The 16,841-nt window shown below is 69.5% G+C and carries 17 protein-coding genes and 1 riboswitch; of the genes, 8 read left to right on the top strand and 9 right to left on the bottom strand.

Annotated features, from left to right (window positions below; genetic code table 11):
• Nucleotides 1–35: 35 nt before the first annotated feature.
• The 6 genes from J7E87_RS31395 to J7E87_RS31370 form a co-directional block, all read right to left on the bottom strand.
• Nucleotides 36–935, bottom strand: a complete 900-nt coding sequence (locus J7E87_RS31395) for a hypothetical protein (RefSeq protein ID WP_215098007.1) — start codon at nt 933–935, stop codon at nt 36–38.
• Nucleotides 936–986: 51 nt separating this feature from the next.
• The gene (gene metF / locus J7E87_RS31390; RefSeq protein ID WP_215098006.1) at nt 987–1,904 is read right to left on the bottom strand and encodes a methylenetetrahydrofolate reductase [NAD(P)H]; all 918 of its coding nucleotides are present in this window, start codon (nt 1,902–1,904) and stop codon (nt 987–989) included.
• A gap of 91 nt (nt 1,905–1,995) precedes the next feature.
• On the bottom strand, nt 1,996–2,646 hold the full coding sequence (thiE, locus tag J7E87_RS31385; protein ID WP_215098023.1) for a thiamine phosphate synthase: 651 nt from the start codon (nt 2,644–2,646) through the stop codon (nt 1,996–1,998).
• Between the two features lie 85 nt (nt 2,647–2,731).
• Entirely contained in the window at nt 2,732–3,097 is a 366-nt protein-coding gene (locus J7E87_RS31380; RefSeq protein WP_215098005.1) for an Rv2175c family DNA-binding protein, read from the bottom strand.
• A 61-nt stretch (nt 3,098–3,158) separates the two neighbouring features.
• Nucleotides 3,159–4,340: an NAD(P)/FAD-dependent oxidoreductase gene (locus tag J7E87_RS31375; protein ID WP_251018287.1), complete on the bottom strand. Its 1,182-nt coding sequence runs from the start codon at nt 4,338–4,340 to the stop codon at nt 3,159–3,161.
• Between the two features lie 85 nt (nt 4,341–4,425).
• Nucleotides 4,426–4,767, bottom strand: a complete 342-nt coding sequence (locus tag J7E87_RS31370; protein WP_215098004.1) for a hypothetical protein — start codon at nt 4,765–4,767, stop codon at nt 4,426–4,428.
• A 51-nt stretch (nt 4,768–4,818) separates the two neighbouring features.
• Nucleotides 4,819–4,931: riboswitch (TPP riboswitch) on the top strand.
• On the opposite strand from J7E87_RS31370, the gene thiO reads away from it, so the two are divergent.
• The 6 genes from thiO to J7E87_RS31340 all read left to right on the top strand — a co-directional run bounded on the left by thiO (nt 4,923) and on the right by J7E87_RS31340 (nt 10,743).
• A complete protein-coding gene (gene thiO / locus J7E87_RS31365; RefSeq protein WP_215098003.1) occupies nt 4,923–6,086 on the top strand; it encodes a glycine oxidase ThiO in 1,164 nt (387 codons plus the stop codon). It overlaps the preceding riboswitch by 9 nt.
• A gap of 5 nt (nt 6,087–6,091) precedes the next feature.
• Nucleotides 6,092–6,292 carry a sulfur carrier protein ThiS gene (thiS, locus tag J7E87_RS31360; RefSeq protein ID WP_374195244.1) on the top strand — a complete coding sequence of 67 codons (201 nt, stop codon included), beginning with the start codon at nt 6,092–6,094 and terminating at the stop codon, nt 6,290–6,292.
• A gap of 5 nt (nt 6,293–6,297) precedes the next feature.
• Nucleotides 6,298–7,092, top strand: a complete 795-nt coding sequence (locus J7E87_RS31355; protein WP_215098001.1) for a thiazole synthase — start codon at nt 6,298–6,300, stop codon at nt 7,090–7,092.
• Nucleotides 7,093–7,366: 274 nt separating this feature from the next.
• Complete coding sequence (gene pknB, locus J7E87_RS31350) at nt 7,367–9,316, top strand: Stk1 family PASTA domain-containing Ser/Thr kinase (RefSeq protein ID WP_215098000.1); 1,950 nt, start codon at nt 7,367–7,369, stop codon at nt 9,314–9,316.
• 5 nt (nt 9,317–9,321) lie between these two features.
• Nucleotides 9,322–10,170 carry a deoxyribonuclease IV gene (locus J7E87_RS31345; RefSeq protein WP_215097999.1) on the top strand — a complete coding sequence of 283 codons (849 nt, stop codon included), beginning with the start codon at nt 9,322–9,324 and terminating at the stop codon, nt 10,168–10,170.
• A 78-nt stretch (nt 10,171–10,248) separates the two neighbouring features.
• Nucleotides 10,249–10,743 carry a DUF4396 domain-containing protein gene (locus tag J7E87_RS31340; RefSeq protein ID WP_215097998.1) on the top strand — a complete coding sequence of 165 codons (495 nt, stop codon included), beginning with the start codon at nt 10,249–10,251 and terminating at the stop codon, nt 10,741–10,743.
• 10 nt (nt 10,744–10,753) lie between these two features.
• On the opposite strand, the gene J7E87_RS31335 is transcribed toward J7E87_RS31340, so the two are convergent.
• The gene (locus tag J7E87_RS31335; protein ID WP_215097997.1) at nt 10,754–11,386 is read right to left on the bottom strand and encodes a sulfite oxidase-like oxidoreductase; all 633 of its coding nucleotides are present in this window, start codon (nt 11,384–11,386) and stop codon (nt 10,754–10,756) included.
• Nucleotides 11,387–11,543: 157 nt separating this feature from the next.
• Here J7E87_RS31335 and bfr point away from each other — a divergent pair, with 157 nt between their 5' ends.
• A complete protein-coding gene (gene bfr, locus J7E87_RS31330; RefSeq protein WP_215097996.1) occupies nt 11,544–12,023 on the top strand; it encodes a bacterioferritin in 480 nt (159 codons plus the stop codon).
• A gap of 39 nt (nt 12,024–12,062) precedes the next feature.
• On the opposite strand, the gene J7E87_RS31325 is transcribed toward bfr, so the two are convergent.
• Nucleotides 12,063–12,320, bottom strand: a complete 258-nt coding sequence (locus J7E87_RS31325) for a (2Fe-2S)-binding protein (RefSeq protein ID WP_308313141.1) — start codon at nt 12,318–12,320, stop codon at nt 12,063–12,065.
• A 158-nt stretch (nt 12,321–12,478) separates the two neighbouring features.
• A complete protein-coding gene (locus J7E87_RS31320) occupies nt 12,479–13,831 on the bottom strand; it encodes a class II 3-deoxy-7-phosphoheptulonate synthase (protein ID WP_215097994.1) in 1,353 nt (450 codons plus the stop codon).
• A 216-nt stretch (nt 13,832–14,047) separates the two neighbouring features.
• On the opposite strand from J7E87_RS31320, the gene J7E87_RS31315 reads away from it, so the two are divergent.
• Nucleotides 14,048–16,834 (top strand): N-acetylmuramoyl-L-alanine amidase, encoded by a 2,787-nt coding sequence (locus J7E87_RS31315; RefSeq protein ID WP_215097993.1) that lies wholly within the window; start codon nt 14,048–14,050, stop codon nt 16,832–16,834.
• Nucleotides 16,835–16,841: the final 7 nt, after the last annotated feature.

The raw sequence follows: 16,841 nt of genomic DNA, 5'->3' as shown, positions 1-16,841 counted from the left end.
CAGTTGTGAGTAACACGCCGGGAGTAACCGGCTGTTCAGTAGCGGTACTGCTGCTCGTTGTACCCGGTGTCGTAGCCGTAGGGGGAGGGCTGCTCCTGCGGCATCGGCGGTGCCTGCTGCTCGCCGTCGCGCTGCTGCGGCACCCACACCCCGCCGGGCGGCGTCTCGCTGTACTGGTGCTGGGCGTACGGGTCGGCGTACTGCTGCTGCCCGCCGTAACTGTCGTACGTCTCGTAGGTGTTGTACTGCTGACCGCCGACATACGGGTCGGAGTACGCGGCGTACTGCTGCTGCCCGGTCCCGTAGTCGTACTGCCCGGCGTAGCTGTCCTGGCCCGCAGGCTGCTGCTGCCCGTAGCCGGAGTAACTGTCGTACCCGCCGTTGTACTGGGCGTAGTTCTGACTCTGGTCCTGCTGCTGGGCCGCGTAGGCGGCTTCGCTGTACACGCCGTACTGCCCAGTGTCGTCCGGGAGCGGCTGCGGCTCGTAGACCGGCTCCCGCTGCGACGCCGACGCGGCGGGCTCGTACTGCGCGGCGGGCTCGTGGGGGTCGGGCTCGTACGGGTCGGGTTCGTACTGCCCGGCGGGCTCGTAGGAGAGGTCGGTGACCTCCAGCGAGGGCTCGCGCGAAGAATCCGCCTGCCCTCTGGCGCCGGACTTGCGGCGGGGGCTCACGCCCGGGCTTCCGCCGAGCGCCCAGCCGGTGGAGAAGCCGCGGCGGAACGAAAGCGTGACATACGCCTGGCCGATGGCGAAGGCGATCGCGCCGATCGCGATCACCACAACGGAGGGCAGCAGTACACCGAAGACCACGCCGAGGAATCCGACGAAGGCGAGAAGTCGCCAGCGCAGCCGCGCCTTGTACTGCAGCAGCACCTCACCGAGCAGCCACAGCGCAACGACGCCGAACGCGATATAGAGGACCGTCCAGCCCATGCCCGCCCCTCTCCTTCGGCCGTCGCCCCGGGTCGGGGCGGGTACGACCGATCACGACTGCTCGTGCAGTCCGAGATTCTCGTAGATTTCGAGCGTCGCCGTGGAGTTGTTGAGCGTAATGAAGTGCAGTCCGGGGACTCCCTCGGAGAGCAGCCCTGCGCAGAACTCCGTCGCGAACTCGATTCCAATGGAGCGTACAGCGGCCGGATCGTCCTTGGCCGCGAGGATCCTCTCTTTCAGCTCCGGCGGGAACGCGGCGTTGCTGAGCTGCGCAAACCGTTCGAGTTGCCTGACGCTGGTGACCGGCATGATCTCGGGGATGATCGGGGTCTCGCAGCCCGTGGCCGCGACCCGGTCACGCAGCCGCAGATAGTCCTCGGGCCGGAAGAACATCTGTGTGATCGCGTAGTCGGCGCCGGCCCGGCACTTGTCGACGAAGTGGCGGATGTCGGTCTCCCAGTCCTCCGAGCGCGGATGCATCTCGGGGAAGGCTGCTACGCCGACGCAGAAGTCACCGGACTCCTTGATCAGCCTGACCAGCTCTGCCGCGTACCGCACGCCCTCGGGGTGCTTGACCCACTCGCCCATCGGGTCGCCGGGCGGGTCGCCCCGGACCGCGAGGATATTGCGGATCCCGGCATCGGCGTACTGGCCGATCATGTTGCGCAGTTGGGCGATGGAGTGATCCACCGCGGTGAGATGCGCAACGGGCGTCAGAGTGGTGTCGGCGGCGATCTGCTGGGTTGCCTTGACCGTGCCGGCGCGCGTCGAGCCGCCGGCGCCATAGGTCACGGAGACGAAGTTGGGGGCCACCGCCTCGACCCTGCGGAGCGCGTTCCAGAGATTCCGCTCGCCCTTCTCGGTCTTGGGCGCCCAGAACTCGAACGAATAGGAAGTTTTGCCGGTCGCAAGAAGGTCGCGCACGGTCCGTGCGCGATCCGTCCTGGTCGAAGCTGTACCGAGGGCCATACCCGCAGGCTATCCAGGGTGCCGCCGGTCACCCAACCGAAGGGAGGAAATATGTCCGAATTTGCCGGTTTACTGTCCACCCATCGGACAGTTAGCCAATGCGCTCCCGCACCCGCTTGGCGAGCGACACGGTCGCCGCGGCCGGATCGTCGGCCTCGGTGATCGCCCGTACGACGACGATCCTGCGCGCGCCGGCGTCCAGCACCTCGTCGAGGTTGCCCGCGTCGATCCCGCCGATCGCGAACCACGGCCGGTCGCTCTCAAGCCCCGCGGCGTAGCGCACGAGGCCCAGTCCGGGGGCGTACCGCCCGGGTTTGGTCGGGGTGGGCCAGCAGGGGCCGGTGCAGAAGTAGTCCACGCCGGGCTCGGCGACCGCCGCGTCGACCTCGGACTCGGCGTGCGTGGAGCGGCCTATGAGCACCTGGTCGCCGAGGATCGCGCGGGCCGCCGGGACCGGCAGATCGCCCTGCCCCAGGTGCAGCACGTCGCAGCCGACGGCATGGGCCACGTCCGCGCGGTCGTTCACAGCGAGCAGCTTGCCGTGCCTGCGGCAGGCTTCGGCGAAGACCTGGAGGTGCTCCAGCTCCTCGGCCGCCTCCATGCCCTTGTCACGCAGCTGCACGATGTCGACCCCTGAGGAGAGCACGGCGTCGAGGAACCCGGCGAGGTCGCCCTGCCGCTTGCGGGCGTCCGTGCACAGATAGATCCGGGCGTCGGACAGCAGCGCGCGTTCCCTGGAGATGGTGTTCCCCCCACTGGGTCGGCGGTGTGCGGGCAGGGGCCACTGGGCCCCGGCCCGCACATCGCGTGGATTTTTCCTCAGGACGTCAGACGGCGAGCGCCTGGGCCCGGCGCTTCACCTCCGTGCCGCGATTCTCGCTGAGCGCCTGCGCGGGCGTGCCCGGCAGGGTCGGGTCGGAGGTGAAGAGCCACTCGAGCATCTCTTCGTCGGTGAAGCCGTCGTCCCTCAGAAGCGTCAGGGTCCCAGCGAGGCCCTTGACCACCTTGTCGCCGTCGATGAAGGCGGCAGGTACCTGAAGCGCGCGGTTCTCACCACGGCGCACGGCGATCAGCTGGCCCTCCTTGACCAACTGCCGTACGCGTGTCACCTCGACATCGAGCATTTCCGCGATGTCGGGAAGGTGGAGCCAGGCGGGGACGAGAGCATCGATCTTTGCGTCAATCTCGGTCACAGGACAAGCCTGCCATCCCGGACTGACACTGGGTAGCCGGACCCCGGACACGAGCCCGCATTCAGCCCTGGACGGCCGCCGCCTTCAGAGGGACGGAGGGGTCGGCGGCGAGGTCCGGATCCAGCCGCGTGCCGGCCAGGATGAGCTTGCGCCCTTGCATCAGATCGCGGGCCCGGCCGACGGCGAGGAGCGCGACCAGCACGCCCTCACGCAGCCACAGCACCGACCAGGCGGCGTCGGCCGGATTGCCCCGCCACACCGTCGTGTCGGCTGCCGGGTGATGGCCCGTGTACTGCACAAAGCGCCCGAACTGCTCGGACCAGAAGTACGGCACCGGGTCGTAGACCTCCGGCGGCTGCCCCGCTGCGCTCGCGACGACATTGGCGGCTACCGTGCGCGGCCCTTGCAGGGCGTTGTCCCAGTGGTGCACGAGCAGCCGCTCGCCGTAGCGGCCGGACGGGAAGGAGGCGCAGTCCCCGACCGCGTACACGTCGGGCAGCGAGGTGCGCAGATGCTCGTCGGCGGTGATTGCGCCGTCCGGGCCCAGCGCGATGCCGGAGCCGGCGAGCCAGCCGGTGGCGGGGCGTGCGCCGATGCCGACGACCACCGCCCCGGCCGGAAGCTGCCTGCCGTCCGCGAGGATCACCGTGCCGGGCTCGACGTCGGCCACGCGCGCGTGGGTGAGCAGTTCGACGCCGTACTCCGCGTACCAGTCGGCCATCGGGGCGGCGACCTCGGCGGGCAGGGCGTACGCGAGGGGGCGGTCGGCGGCCTCGACGACGGTGACCGAGCAGCCCGCCTCGCGTGCGGCCGTCGCGAACTCCGCGCCGATCCAGCCCGCGCCCACGACCACGATGTCGTGTTTCCGCTCGAGGACGGGGCGCAGTCGGGAGGCGTCGTCGAGGGTGCGCAGCAGATGGACGCCGGGGACGCCTTCGGCGCCGGGCAGCGTGATCGGCTCCGCGCCGCTGGCGATGACGAGGACGTCGTACGGGACGGGTCCCGCCTCGGTGTCCAGCTCGTGCTCCTGCGGGCGTACGCCGGTCACCTCGCAGCCCAGCCGCAGTTCGACGTCGAGCGCCTCGAAGTCCAGCTCGAAGGCGGAGCCCTCCGCCGTGCCGAGCAGGATCGCCTTGGAGAGCGGGGGCCTGTCGTACGGCTGGTGGGGTTCGGCGCCGATCATGGTGACCCGGCCCGGGAAGCCCTGTTGGCGCAGGGCCACGGCGGTCTGCACACCGGCCATTCCCGCGCCGACGACGACCACGCGCCGTGCGGCCTGTGCTGTCTGCTGCTCGCTCACCCGACAACCTTACGCATCTGACGACCCGTCAGGCGACCGGCTGCTCGACAACGCTCGTCCCACTGCCCTCCTGGGACTCCCACTCCCAGGTCTCCTCCAGGCGGACGCGCCCGTCCTCGAGCTCGACCACAGTCGAGACGCAGTGCCCCGAGGCCGTCCGGCCGTCCGTCTTCAACTGGACGTACCGGAAGTCCAGCCGGTCGCCGTCCCGCGTCCCCACAAGGTGGCCGCGGACCACGTCGCCGCCCTCGTACTCGGCCCAGATCCGGCCGTCCCGCTCGTGGTACGCGAACCGGGTGCGCGTCCCGACCTGGCCCGGAGCCTGGTCGGCGACCGGCGACAGGACAAGTCCGTCGAGCGACCGTGCCACAGTTGCTGCTCCCCTACTGCGAGTTGAGGGCTGGGGTTAGGGTGGCCACCGTAAGGCACTCGCGGGAGTCCGGACGCACCGGGCTGAGAGGGAGGCTGGACGGCCTCCGACCGTACGAACCTGATCCGGGTCATGCCGGCGAAGGGAGGGGCTGGATGCACATGTCTCGTACATCAGATGTCCTCGTCATCGGGGGCGGAATCATCGGCCTGGTCACGGCTTGGCGTGCGGCGCAGCGCGGACTGCGCGTCGCCGTCGTCGATCCGGAGCCGGGCGGCGGGGCCGCGCAGGTCGCGGCGGGCATGCTCGCCGCCGTCACCGAACTGCACTACGGCGAGGAGACGCTGCTCGGCCTCAACGTGGAGTCCGCCCGGCGCTATCCGACGTTCGTCGCGGAGCTCGAGGAGGCGAGCGGGCAGTGTGTCGGCTACCGCGCTTGCGGCACGCTGGCCGTCGCGCTCGACGCCGACGACCGCGCGCACCTGCGTGAACTGCACGCCCTGCAGCGCCGCTCCGGCCTGGAGTCGGTGTGGCTGACCGGGCGCGACTGCCGCCGTCTGGAGCCGATGCTCGCGCCGGGCGTACGCGGAGGCCTGCGGGTCGACGGCGATCACCAGGTCGATCCGCGGCGGCTGGCCGCGGCGCTGGTGACGGCCTGCGAGCGGGCAGGGGTGGTCTTCCACCGCGGCTGGGCGGAGCGCCTTTCGGTGGTACGGGACCGGGCGGCCGGAGCAGTGCTGAGGGATGCCGGCGAGCTCACCGCCGACCAGGTCGTCCTCGCGGGCGGCTCGCTGAGCGGCAAGCTCGGCGGTGTGCCGACGGATGTACTGCCTCCGGTACGGCCGGTGAAGGGCCAGGTCCTGCGGCTCACCGTGCCGCCTGCGTACGGGCCCTTCCTCTCCCGGACCGTACGGGCCATGGTGCGCGGCAGCCACGTCTATCTGGTGCCGCGCGAGAACGGCGAGCTGGTCGTCGGCGCGACCAGCGAGGAACTCGGCTGGGACACCACCGTCACCGCCGGCGGGGTGTACGAGCTGCTGCGCGACGCGCATGAGCTGGTGCCCGGCATCACGGAGCTGCCGCTCACCGAGACCCGCGCGGGGCTGCGCCCCGGCTCCCCGGACAACGCCCCGCTGCTGGGCCCGACCGACCTGCCGGGCCTGCATATGGCCACCGGCCATCACCGCAACGGGGTGCTGCTCACCCCCGTGACGGGCGATGTGATGGCCGCCGTGCTGGCCACCGGCGAGCTGCCGCACGAGGCCCGGGCCTTCACTCCTCGCCGCTTCTCCCCCGTGTACCTGGAGCAGCCCGCATGAACATCCTGAACGTCTCCGTCAACGGCGAGGCCCGTGAGTTCGCCACCGGAACCACCCTGGACGCCCTGGTGGCGGACCTCACCGCCGCCCCTTCCGGGGTCGCGGCCGCCCTCAACGAAGCTGTCGTCCCGCGCAGCCAGTGGTCCGGCACCCTGCTCGACGACGGCGACCGCGTCGAAGTCCTCACCGCAGTCCAGGGAGGCTGACCGGCATGGCCGACGACCGTCTCACCATCGACAGCGCGACCTTCAACTCCCGCCTGATCATGGGCACGGGCGGGGCGCCCAGCCTCGACGTACTCGAACGCTCCCTCGTCGCGAGCGGCACCGAACTCACCACCGTCGCGATGCGCCGCCTCGACCCGACTGTCCAGGGCTCCGTGCTGTCCGTCCTGCAGAAGCTGAACATCCGCGTCCTGCCCAATACGGCGGGCTGCTTCACGGCGGGCGAGGCCGTGCTGACCGCCAGGCTCGCGCGCGAAGCCCTCGGCACCGACTGGATCAAGCTCGAGGTCGTCGCGGACGAGCGCACCCTGCTGCCCGATCCGATCGAGCTGCTGGAGGCTGCCGAGACCCTCGTCGACGACGGCTTCACGGTCCTGCCGTACACCAACGACGACCCGGTGCTCGCCCGGAAACTGCAGGACGTGGGCTGCGCGGCGATCATGCCGCTGGGTTCGCCGATCGGCTCCGGCCTCGGCATCCGTAATCCGCACAACTTCCAGCTGATCGTCGAGGACGCGCGCGTGCCGGTCATTCTGGACGCGGGCGCGGGAACGGCCTCCGACGCGGCCCTGGCGATGGAGCTGGGCTGCGCGGCGGTGATGCTGGCCTCGGCGGTCACCCGCGCGCAGGAGCCGGTGCTGATGGCGGAGGCGATGCGGCACGCGGTCGAGGCGGGCCGCCTGGCGCACCGGGCGGGGCGCATCCCGCGCCGGCACTTCGCGGAGGCGTCGTCGCCCCACGAGGGCCGCGCGGCCCTCGACCCGGAGCGGCCCGCGTTCTGACCGCTGCGCGGGAGCCTGTCCCCTGCCCGCCTCCTCCCACGCCTCAACAGCCGACGGGGCTGGTTTTCGGGGCTCCGCCCCGCACCGTCGTCCCCGCACGGGGGACCCCCACGCCTCAATCGCCGGCGAGGCTGATTTCAGCCCGTCCGGCGTTTGAGGACCGGTTCCGGGCGGGCCCCGAAAAGGCCCGCGCTGTCACAGCTCCGCTCCAGTACCGCCCCGGTCCCGACCCGAGGCGTCAGGAGTGTCGGCGGTGGCTCGTAGAATCGCCTGCGTGGATACGACGCTCAGGGACCCCCTCGTCGGGCAGGTGCTCGACGGCCGCTACCGCGTCGACGCGCGCATAGCCGTCGGCGGTATGGCCACGGTCTACCGCGCCGTCGACACCCGACTCGACCGGGTGCTCGCGCTCAAGGTGATGCACCCCGCCCTCGCCACCGACGCGTCCTTCGTGGAGCGCTTCATCCGCGAGGCCAAGTCCGTGGCGCACCTCGCCCACCCCAATGTGGTGGGCGTCTTCGACCAGGGCGCCGAGGGCGCGTACGTCTATCTGGCGATGGAGTACGTCGCGGGCTGCACGCTGCGCGACGTGCTGCGCGAGCGCGGGGCGCTCCAGCCGCGGGCCGCGCTCGACATCCTGGAGCCCGTGCTGGCGGCGCTGGGCGCTGCGCACCGGGCCGGATTCGTTCACCGGGACATGAAGCCGGAGAACGTGCTGATAGGGGACGACGGCCGGGTCAAGGTCGCCGACTTCGGTCTCGTACGGGCCGTGGGATCGGTCACAAACACCACCGGCACGGTGCTGGGCACGGTTTCCTACCTCGCCCCCGAGCAGATCGAGTACGGCACGGCCGACACCCGCGCCGATGTTTACGCCTGCGGTGTCGTCCTCTACGAGATGCTGACCGGCGGCAAGCCGCATGCCGGTGACACCCCCGCCCAGGTGCTCTTCCAGCATCTGAACGAGGACATTCCGGCGCCGTCCGCGCTGGTCCCCGGGCTCGCCGTCGAGCTCGACCAGCTGGTCGCGAGCGCCACGGCCCGCAATCCCGATGTCCGTCCGTACGACGCCGTGGCGCTGCTGGCCCAGGTCCGCGAGGCCCGTGCCGCTCTCGGCGACGAGCAGCTGGACCTGGTGCCGCCGCAGGCCCACACCCAGGAGACGGCAGAGCCCGGCAGCGAGCGGATACACGTGACTCCCTCCTCCGAGGACGCCACGGACGTGATCCCGCGGGTACTCCTCCGCGAGGAGGGGGTGGTCAACCACACCACCCGGCTGGCGATGCCGCCCTCCGAACCCCCGCACCAGCCCCAGCAGTCCCGGCGCCGGCCGATGCCCAGGCGCGGCGTCATCGCGATACTGGTCGCGGTGTTCCTGGTGCTCGGCGTGGGTTCGGGCGTCTGGTACATCAACTCCGGGCAGTTCACCCGCGTCCCGGCCCTGATCGGCAAGACCGAGAAGGACGCGAAGCAGAAGCTGAACAGCTCCGGGCTCGATGTGAAGAAGGTCAAGTACGACTTCAGCGAGACGGTCAAGCGCGGCAGGGTCATCAACAGCGACCCCGCGACCAATGAGCGCATCCGCGGCAACGGCTCGGTGACCATCATCGTCTCGCGCGGCCCGGAGATCGTCCGGGTCCCCGTCCTCAAGGGCCAGCCGCTCGCCGAGGCGGAGCGCGACCTGAGGAAGCTCGGTCTGGCGCCGGGAGTGGTCACCAAGGCGTTCAACGACGAGATCGACCAGGGCTCGGTGATCAGCACGGACCCGGCGGCCGGGACCGGGCGCAGCCCCGATTCCGCGGTCGCCATCGTCATCAGCAAGGGCTCCCCGATCGACGTACCGGGCGTGACCGGCGAGACCGTGGCGGACGCCACCAGCGCGCTCAAGGAAGCCGGACTCAAGGTCAAGGTCGCCACCGAGCGGATCAACTCCCCCGAGGAAGCGGGCTCCATCGCCAAGCAGTCCGCGGCCGAGGGCGCCCAGCTGGCCCGCGGCGACACGATCACGCTGACGGTCTCCAAGGGACCGCGGATGATCGAGGTCCCCGATGTAGTCGGAGACAACGTCGAGGACGCCACCGGCGCGTTGGAGTCCGCGGGCTTCGAGGTGAAGGTCGAGAAGAACTTCCCCTTCCTCGGCGACACCGTCGAGAGCCAGTCCGTCGCGGGCGGCGCCCAGGCCCCCGAGGGCAGCACGATCACCATCAAGACCAAGGGACTGTAGTTCGGATGCGCAACCCCGTCGGCGGCCATGTCCCCGTGGCCGGCGGCCTGGCCAGGACGGGTCTCGCCTACGCCCGTGAGCTGGAGGCGGAGACCGTCCAGGTTTTCGTGGCCAATCCGCGCGGCTGGGCGACGCCCGCCGGAAATCCGGTGCAGGACGAGCAGTTCCGCGCCGAGTGCGCGGCCGACGGGATATCGGCGTACGTCCACGCCCCGTATCTGATCAACTTCGGCTCGCACACCGAGGCGACCGCCGAGCAGTCCGTGGAGTCCCTGCGGCACTCGCTGCGCCGCGGCCGGGAGATCGGCGCGCTGGGCGTGGTCGTGCACACCGGCTCGGCGACCGGCGGCCGGACCCGCGAGGTGGCTCTGGCGCAGGTGCGGGAGCGGATGCTGCCGCTGCTCGACGAGCTGACGCACGACGACGACCCGTTCCTGCTGCTGGAGTCGACGGCGGGCCAGGGCTTCTCGCTCTGCTCCAGGACCTGGGACTTCGGTCCGTACTTCGAGGCGCTGGACGCCCATCCCAAGCTGGGCGTCTGCCTGGACACCTGCCACATCTTCGCGGCGGGACACGATCTGGCCGGGCCGCACGGCATGGCGCAGACTCTTGATCTGCTGGTGGAGACCGTCGGCGAAGGGCGGCTGAAGCTGATCCACGCCAACGACTCGAAAGATGTGGTCGGCGCCCACAAGGACCGCCACGCGAACATCGGCGGCGGCCATATCGGCGAGGAGCCGTTCCGGGCACTGATGCAGCATCCGGCGACCGATGGCGTACCGCTGATCATCGAGACGCCCGGCGGCAAGGAAGGGCACGCGGCGGATGTGGCGCGGCTGAAGAAATTCCGCTGAACAATTCAGGAATACCCCTAGGGGGTATACGGTTCTTGCTGTCGACAGGAACCGCTACCTGGTTTTGGGGGCTCGCACATGCGGCACGACGCTCACGCCCAGCACACACAACCTGAGCACCACTCTCAGCACGGCCCCGTGAGCTGGTCCATGGCCGCCCGGGCCACGCTCCACTGCCTCACCGGCTGCGCCATCGGCGAAGTGCTCGGCATGGTCATCGGCACGGCACTGGGCTGGGGGAACTTGCCGACGATGATCCTCGCGATCATCCTGGCCTTCTTCTTCGGCTACTCACTCACGCTGCGCGCAGTCCTCAGGGCCGGCGTCGGCGTCAGGACCGCCGTCCGGGTCGCCCTGGCCGCCGACACCCTCTCCATCGCCGTCATGGAGCTGGTCGACAACGGCGTGCTCCTCCTGTGGCCCGGCGCGATGGACGCCCATCTGGCCGACGCGATGTTCTGGTGGGTCCTCGCGATCGCGCTCGTCGCCGCCTTCGTGATCACCACACCCGTCAACAAGTGGATGATCGGCCGCGGCATGGGCCACGCCGTGGTCCATCAGTACCACCACTGACGCCAGGGAGTCAGAGCTCCGGGCCGTCCCCCGGCTCCTCCTGATAGGAGTAGCGCTGCTCACGCCACGGGTCGCCGAGATTGTGATAGCCGCGCTCCTCCCAGAAGCCGCGGCGGTCGGCCGTCATGTACTCCACACCACGGACCCACTTGGGCCCCTTCCAGGCGTACAGATGCGGGACGACAAGACGCAGCGGAAAGCCGTGCTCGGCGGTGAGCAGTTCACCGTCCTTGTGGGTCGCGAAGATGGCGCCGTCCGCGACGAAGTCGGAGAGCCGCAGGTTGGCGCTGAAGCCGTACTCGGCCCAGACCATGACATGGGTGACGTTCGGCGCGGGCGGCGCGAGCTCCAGGACCGTACGGGCGGGCACGCCGCCCCATTCGGCCCCCAGCATGCTGAACTTCGTGACGCAGTGCAGATCGGCGACGACCGTCGCAAAGGGCAGCGCCGAGAACTCCTCGTGGTTCCAGCAGTGCTTGTCGCCGTCCGCGGTCGCGCCGAAAACCCGGAACTCCCAGCGCTCCGGCCTGAACTTGGGTACGGGCCCGTAGTGGGTGACCGGCCAGCCACGCTGCAGTCGCTGCCCCGGCGGAAGCTCGGACTCCTCTGATGCGCGGTATTCCCGGCTCTCCGGCTGACCCATGCCTTCAATGGTGACAGACCAGGAGGGGTGGTCATGACCAGGTCTGGCCCGATTCGGGCAACTCCTACTAAGCATGCACTTACTGGACGCTCTCTGGTCGCGGTGCGAGGATTCGCGCACCTGCCCCAGTCACACGCGCGCGGAAGGAGCCTCTGCGATGCAGGGCGACCCCGAGGTCATCGAGTTTCTCAATGAGCAGCTGACCGCCGAATTGACCGCGATCAATCAGTACTTCCTGCACGCGAAGATGCAGGAGAACTTCGGCTGGACAAAGCTCGCCAAGTACACCCGGTCCGAGTCGTTCGACGAGATGAAGCACGCGGAGTTGCTGACCGACCGGATCCTCTTCCTCGAGGGCCTGCCGAACTACCAGCGTCTGTTCCATGTGCGCATCGGCCAGACGGTCACCGAGATGTTCCAGGCCGACCGGCAGGTCGAGGTGGAGGCGATCGACCGCCTCCGGCGCGGAATCGAGGTGATGCGCGCCAAGGGCGACATCACGTCCGCGAACATCTTCGAGTCGATCCTGGCGGACGAGGAGCACCACATCGACTATCTCGACACCCAGCTGGAGCTGGTGGAGAAGCTCGGTGAGGCGCTGTACATCGCCCAGCTGATCGAGCAGCCGGACAGTTAGGCCACGGGCAGCCCGACGGTGGGGCCACGACCCGCGGAACTATGCCGCTTCGCCGAGCTCGGTGCCGGGGCCGGAGTCGGGGTCCGCTGCCAGCCCGGCGGCGCTGTTACCCCGATCGAGCAGCTCACGGCGGGGGCAGGCGGCACGACCGAGAATCCCCTGGATGCGGCGTACACACGATCCGCAGTCGGTTCCGGCCTTGGAGAGTGACGCCACCTGGCGGGGAGTGCAGGCACCGGCTTCCGCGTGCTCCTTCACCTGCTTCTCGGTGATGCCGAAGCATGAGCAGACGTACACGCGGTTCACCTCCCGGTCGGGATCGATAGGTGGCGCCTTTCCCGATGATCGGTGAGGCTTACCTAACCTTACCCGGTGGACCCGGCGCGCAAAAGCCCCGGAAATGACGGTGGGGCGCGGATCACATTGATCCGCGCCCCACCGTCGTTGATCCGTCACTACTGGTCGCGGTACATCTCGGCGACGAGGAAGGCCAGATCCAGCGACTGGCTGCGGTTCAGGCGCGGGTCGCAGGCCGTCTCGTAGCGCTGGTGCAGATCGTCGACGAAGATCTCGTCGCCGCCGCCGACGCACTCGGTGACATCGTCACCGGTGAGTTCGACATGGATGCCGCCCGGGTGCGTGCCGAGCTCCTTGTGGACCTCGAAGAAGCCCTTGACCTCGTCGAGCACATCGTCGAAGCGGCGGGTCTTGTGGCCGGAGGCCGCCTCGAAGGTGTTGCCGTGCATCGGGTCGGTAACCCAGGCCACCGTGGCGCCGGAGGCGGTGACCTTGTCGACCAGCTCGGGGAGCTTGTCGCGGACCTTGTCGGCGCCCATACGGACTACGAACGTCAGCCGGCCCGGCTCGCGCTCCGGGTCGAGCTTGTCGATGTACTGCAGCGCATCGTCGACCGTGGTCGTCGGGCCGAGCTTCACACCGATCGGGTTGCGGATCCGGGAGGCGAACTCGATGTGCGCCCCGTCCAGCTGACGGGTGCGCTCGCCGACCCAGACCATGTGGCCCGAGGTGTTGTACAGCCGGCCGGTGCGGGAGTCGACGCGGGTCAGCGCCGACTCGTAGTCCAGCAGCAGCGCCTCGTGGGAGGAGTAGAACTCGACCGTGCGGAACTCCGCCGGGTCGGTGCCGCAGGCCTTCATGAAGTTCAGCGCGTTGTCGATCTCGCGGGCGAGCTGCTCGTAGCGCTGGCCGGAGGGCGACGACTTCACGAAGTCCTGGTTCCAGGCGTGCACCTGGCGCAGGTCGGCGTAGCCGCCGGTGGTGAAGGCGCGCACCAGGTTGAGCGTCGCCGCGGAGGCGTTGTACATCCGCTTGAGGCGCTCGGGGTCCGGGACGCGGGCCGCTTCGGTGAAGTCGAAGCCGTTGACGGAGTCGCCACGGTAGGTCGGCAGTGTCACGCCGTCGCGGGTCTCGGTCGGCTTGGAGCGCGGCTTGGAGTACTGACCGGCGATACGGCCGACCTTCACCACGGGCACGGACGCGGCGTAGGTGAGCACCGCGCCCATCTGGAGCAGGGTCTTGAGCTTGTTGCGGATCTGGTCGGCGGACACGGCGTCGAATGCCTCGGCGCAGTCGCCGCCCTGCAGCAGGAACGCCTCGCCCTTGGCGACGGCTCCCATCCGGGCGCGCAGCTGGTCGCACTCGCCCGCGAAGACGAGCGGCGGATACGCCTCGAGGTCCGCGATCACATCGCGCAGAGCCTCGGCATCGGGGTACTCGGGCTGCTGCGCCGCGGGCAGGTCTCGCCAGGTGTTGCCACCGGCAGTGGTGGTCTTAGCGTTCACGGTCACCCAGTCAACATTACGGGGTCTTTGTGGACGCCCCTTCGAGCGCCCACTGAATGAGACGCGATGCCCTACTCCGACATCGGCCGGCTGTTCGGCGGACTCGGCCGTCCGGTCTGCCCGAACTGTCTGCCGAGGCGATTCGAAGCCCCCGAACCTGCTACTCTCACGCCGATTTTCCAAGTGGTTCGATATTAAAACAAGTGACACAGGGGTGGGGCTTTGAACCGCGGACACCGTAGGGACCGCAAGAGACGGCTGCTCATTTACGGCATCGCCACAGCCGTGGTCGCCACTGCCACGATCGGCACCATCGCCGTGGCCTCGCCCGGATTCCTGGACTCTTCGACGGACGGCAAGGCGACGCCACCGGGCGCGGTGCTGCAGTTCCAGTTCGAGGACGCGGCGCGGGAATTCGACGTTCCGCAGAGCGTCCTGATGGCGGTCTCGTACCGGCAGACGCGCTGGGAGACCCACGACGGGCGGCCGAGCACGACCGGCGCGTACAACGTCATGGGGCTCACCCAGGTCGACCCGGAGGACGTGGAGCAGCCGGACGGCAAGGAGCGCCTCGCGCACCTCAACGCGAGCGGCAACCCGGCGATCGAGAAGACCTTCGACGCCGCGAAGATGCTGCGTAGCCTGCCGGAGGAGACCGTCGACACCGACGACCCGCGGCTGCACACCCTGGACAAGGCCGCCGAGCTGATCGACGGTTCGACAGACTCCGTGAAGAACAGCACGGGCGAGAGCATCCGCGCCGGTGCGGCGCTGCTCGCGGAGTACCAGCGCCAGGCGACCGGCGAGCTGCCGGACGAGCCGGGGCACTGGTACCCGGCCGTCGCCCGTTTCAGTGAGTCGCCGGACAAGAAGGGCGCCGATCTCTTCGCGAAGCGCGTCTTCGAGTCGATCAAGGCCGGCGAGCGGGAGCTCACTACGGATGGCCAGCTCCTCACGCTGCCGGCCGATCCCTCAGTGGAGCCGGTCAAGCCGTCGAACGTCCCGCTCGCCGCGGCCTTCGCGAGCACGACGGCGGTTCCGACGCCCGAGTGCCCGTCGGGCCTGAACTGCAACTACATCCCGGCCGAGGTCCCGAGCACCGGCCAGCGCAACTACACGCTCGCGGACCGCCCCGCCAGCGGGTTCGGCATCCGCCAGATCGTCATCCACGACACCGAGGGCAGCTACGACGGCACCATCGCCGCCTTCCAGAGCTCCGCGGCCAGGGGAAGCGCGCACTACCTGATCCGCGCCTCGGACGGTCTGGTCACCCAGATGGTCGAGAACAAGAACCTGGCATGGCACGCGGGCAACTGGACCGTCAACATGCATGCCATCGGCCTGGAGCACGAGGGCTACGCCATCAAGGCGGGCAGCTGGTACACCGAGCCGCAGTACGAGTCCTCCGCGACCCTGGTGAAGTTCCTGGCGGCCAAGTACGGCATTCCGCTGGACCGTGAGCACATCATCGGCCATGACGAGGTGCCGGGACTGCTGGACGCCAAGGTGGCCGGCATGCACTGGGACGCGGGCCCGTTCTGGGACTGGAACCACTACATGTCGCTGCTGGGGGCGCCGACAGGTGCCGGTGGCGCCGGCGGCCCGCTCAAGGCCGGTCAACTGGTCCGTGTCGTACCGCCGTTCACCACGGCGAACCAGCCCACGATCACATACAACGGCAGCACCGTCGCCAAGCAGCCGGCAAACTTCGGGTACCTGTACACGACGGCGTCGACGGCCACGCCGATCAAGGACCCATACATTCCCAACGTGCTGTGGAGCGACGGCCCGAACTGGGGCAACAAGGTCCTCGCAGGAGGCACCTACGTCGTCGCCGAGGCGCAGTACAACTGGACGGCCATCTGGTACGGCGGGCAGAAGGCCTGGTTCTACAACCCCGGCGGCCAGTACACCGCGCCGGTCGCCAGCGGGACCGTAGTGAAGCTCAAGGCCGGCGCGACGGCCCGAGTCTACGGACGTTCGTTCCCCGAGGCCTCGGCCTACGAGGGGACCGGCGAGACCGCGCCGACGGACAACCCCGACTACCTGTCGAAGTACACCTTCCCCGCCGGCCAGGCCTATGTGAAGGCAGGCGAGGCGGTCCTCGGTGACGACTACTTCGGCTCCACGCAGCTCCGGGTGGAGGGCAAGACCGACCTCTACGTCCCGATCCGCTACAACCACCGCATGGCGTGGGTGAAGGCGAGCGACGTCGAACTGACCAGCAGCACCGTCCCGGACGCGGGCACGAGCCGTTACGACACCCTCGCGCGGGACTCCTCGGGCGTGCTGTGGCAGTACCAGGGCACCGGCAGCGCGACCGCGCCGTACCTCAGCCGCTACCGCGTCGGCAGCGGCTGGCAGGGCTACAACGCGGTCACCTCGATGACGGCTCTGCGCGCCGACGGCACGGGCGACATGGTGGCCCGCGACACCTCGGGCGTGCTCTGGCACTACAAGGGCAGCGGCAATCCGTCCGCGCCGTTCCTGAAGCGCACCGAGGTCGGCAGGGGCTGGGGCATCTACAACCAGCTGACCGGCGCCCGGGACCTCACCGGCGACGGCAAGGCGGACCTGATCGCCCGCGACTCGGCGGGCGTGCTGTGGCTCTACAACGGCACGGGCAACGCCACCGCCCCGTTCGCCGCCAGGGTGAAGATCGGTCCCGGCTGGCAGATCTACAACGCGCTGACGGACACCGGAGACATCACCGCCGACGGCAAGGCGGACCTGATCGCCAGGGACACCTCCGGCGTGCTGTGGCTCTACAAGGGCACGGGCAATGCCGCCGCGCCGTTCGCCGCCAGGGTGAAGATCGGTCCCGGCTGGGGGATCTACAACGTCCTCAACGGACCGAGCGACCTCTCCGGTGACGGCAGGGCGGACCTGATCGCCCGGGACTCCTCGGGCGTGCTGTGGCTCTACAAGGGCACGGGCAGCGCCACCGCGCCGTTCGCCGCCAGGGCGCAGATCGCCACCGGCTGGCAGATCTACAACCTGCTGGTCTGACGCACTA

It is taken from the genome of Streptomyces sp. ISL-1 (genome assembly GCF_018614585.1).
Lineage (GTDB): Bacteria > Actinomycetota > Actinomycetes > Streptomycetales > Streptomycetaceae > Streptomyces > Streptomyces maoxianensis.
Note: the sequence above shows the minus strand (reverse complement) of the source record. Positions and strands in the feature narration are given on the sequence as shown.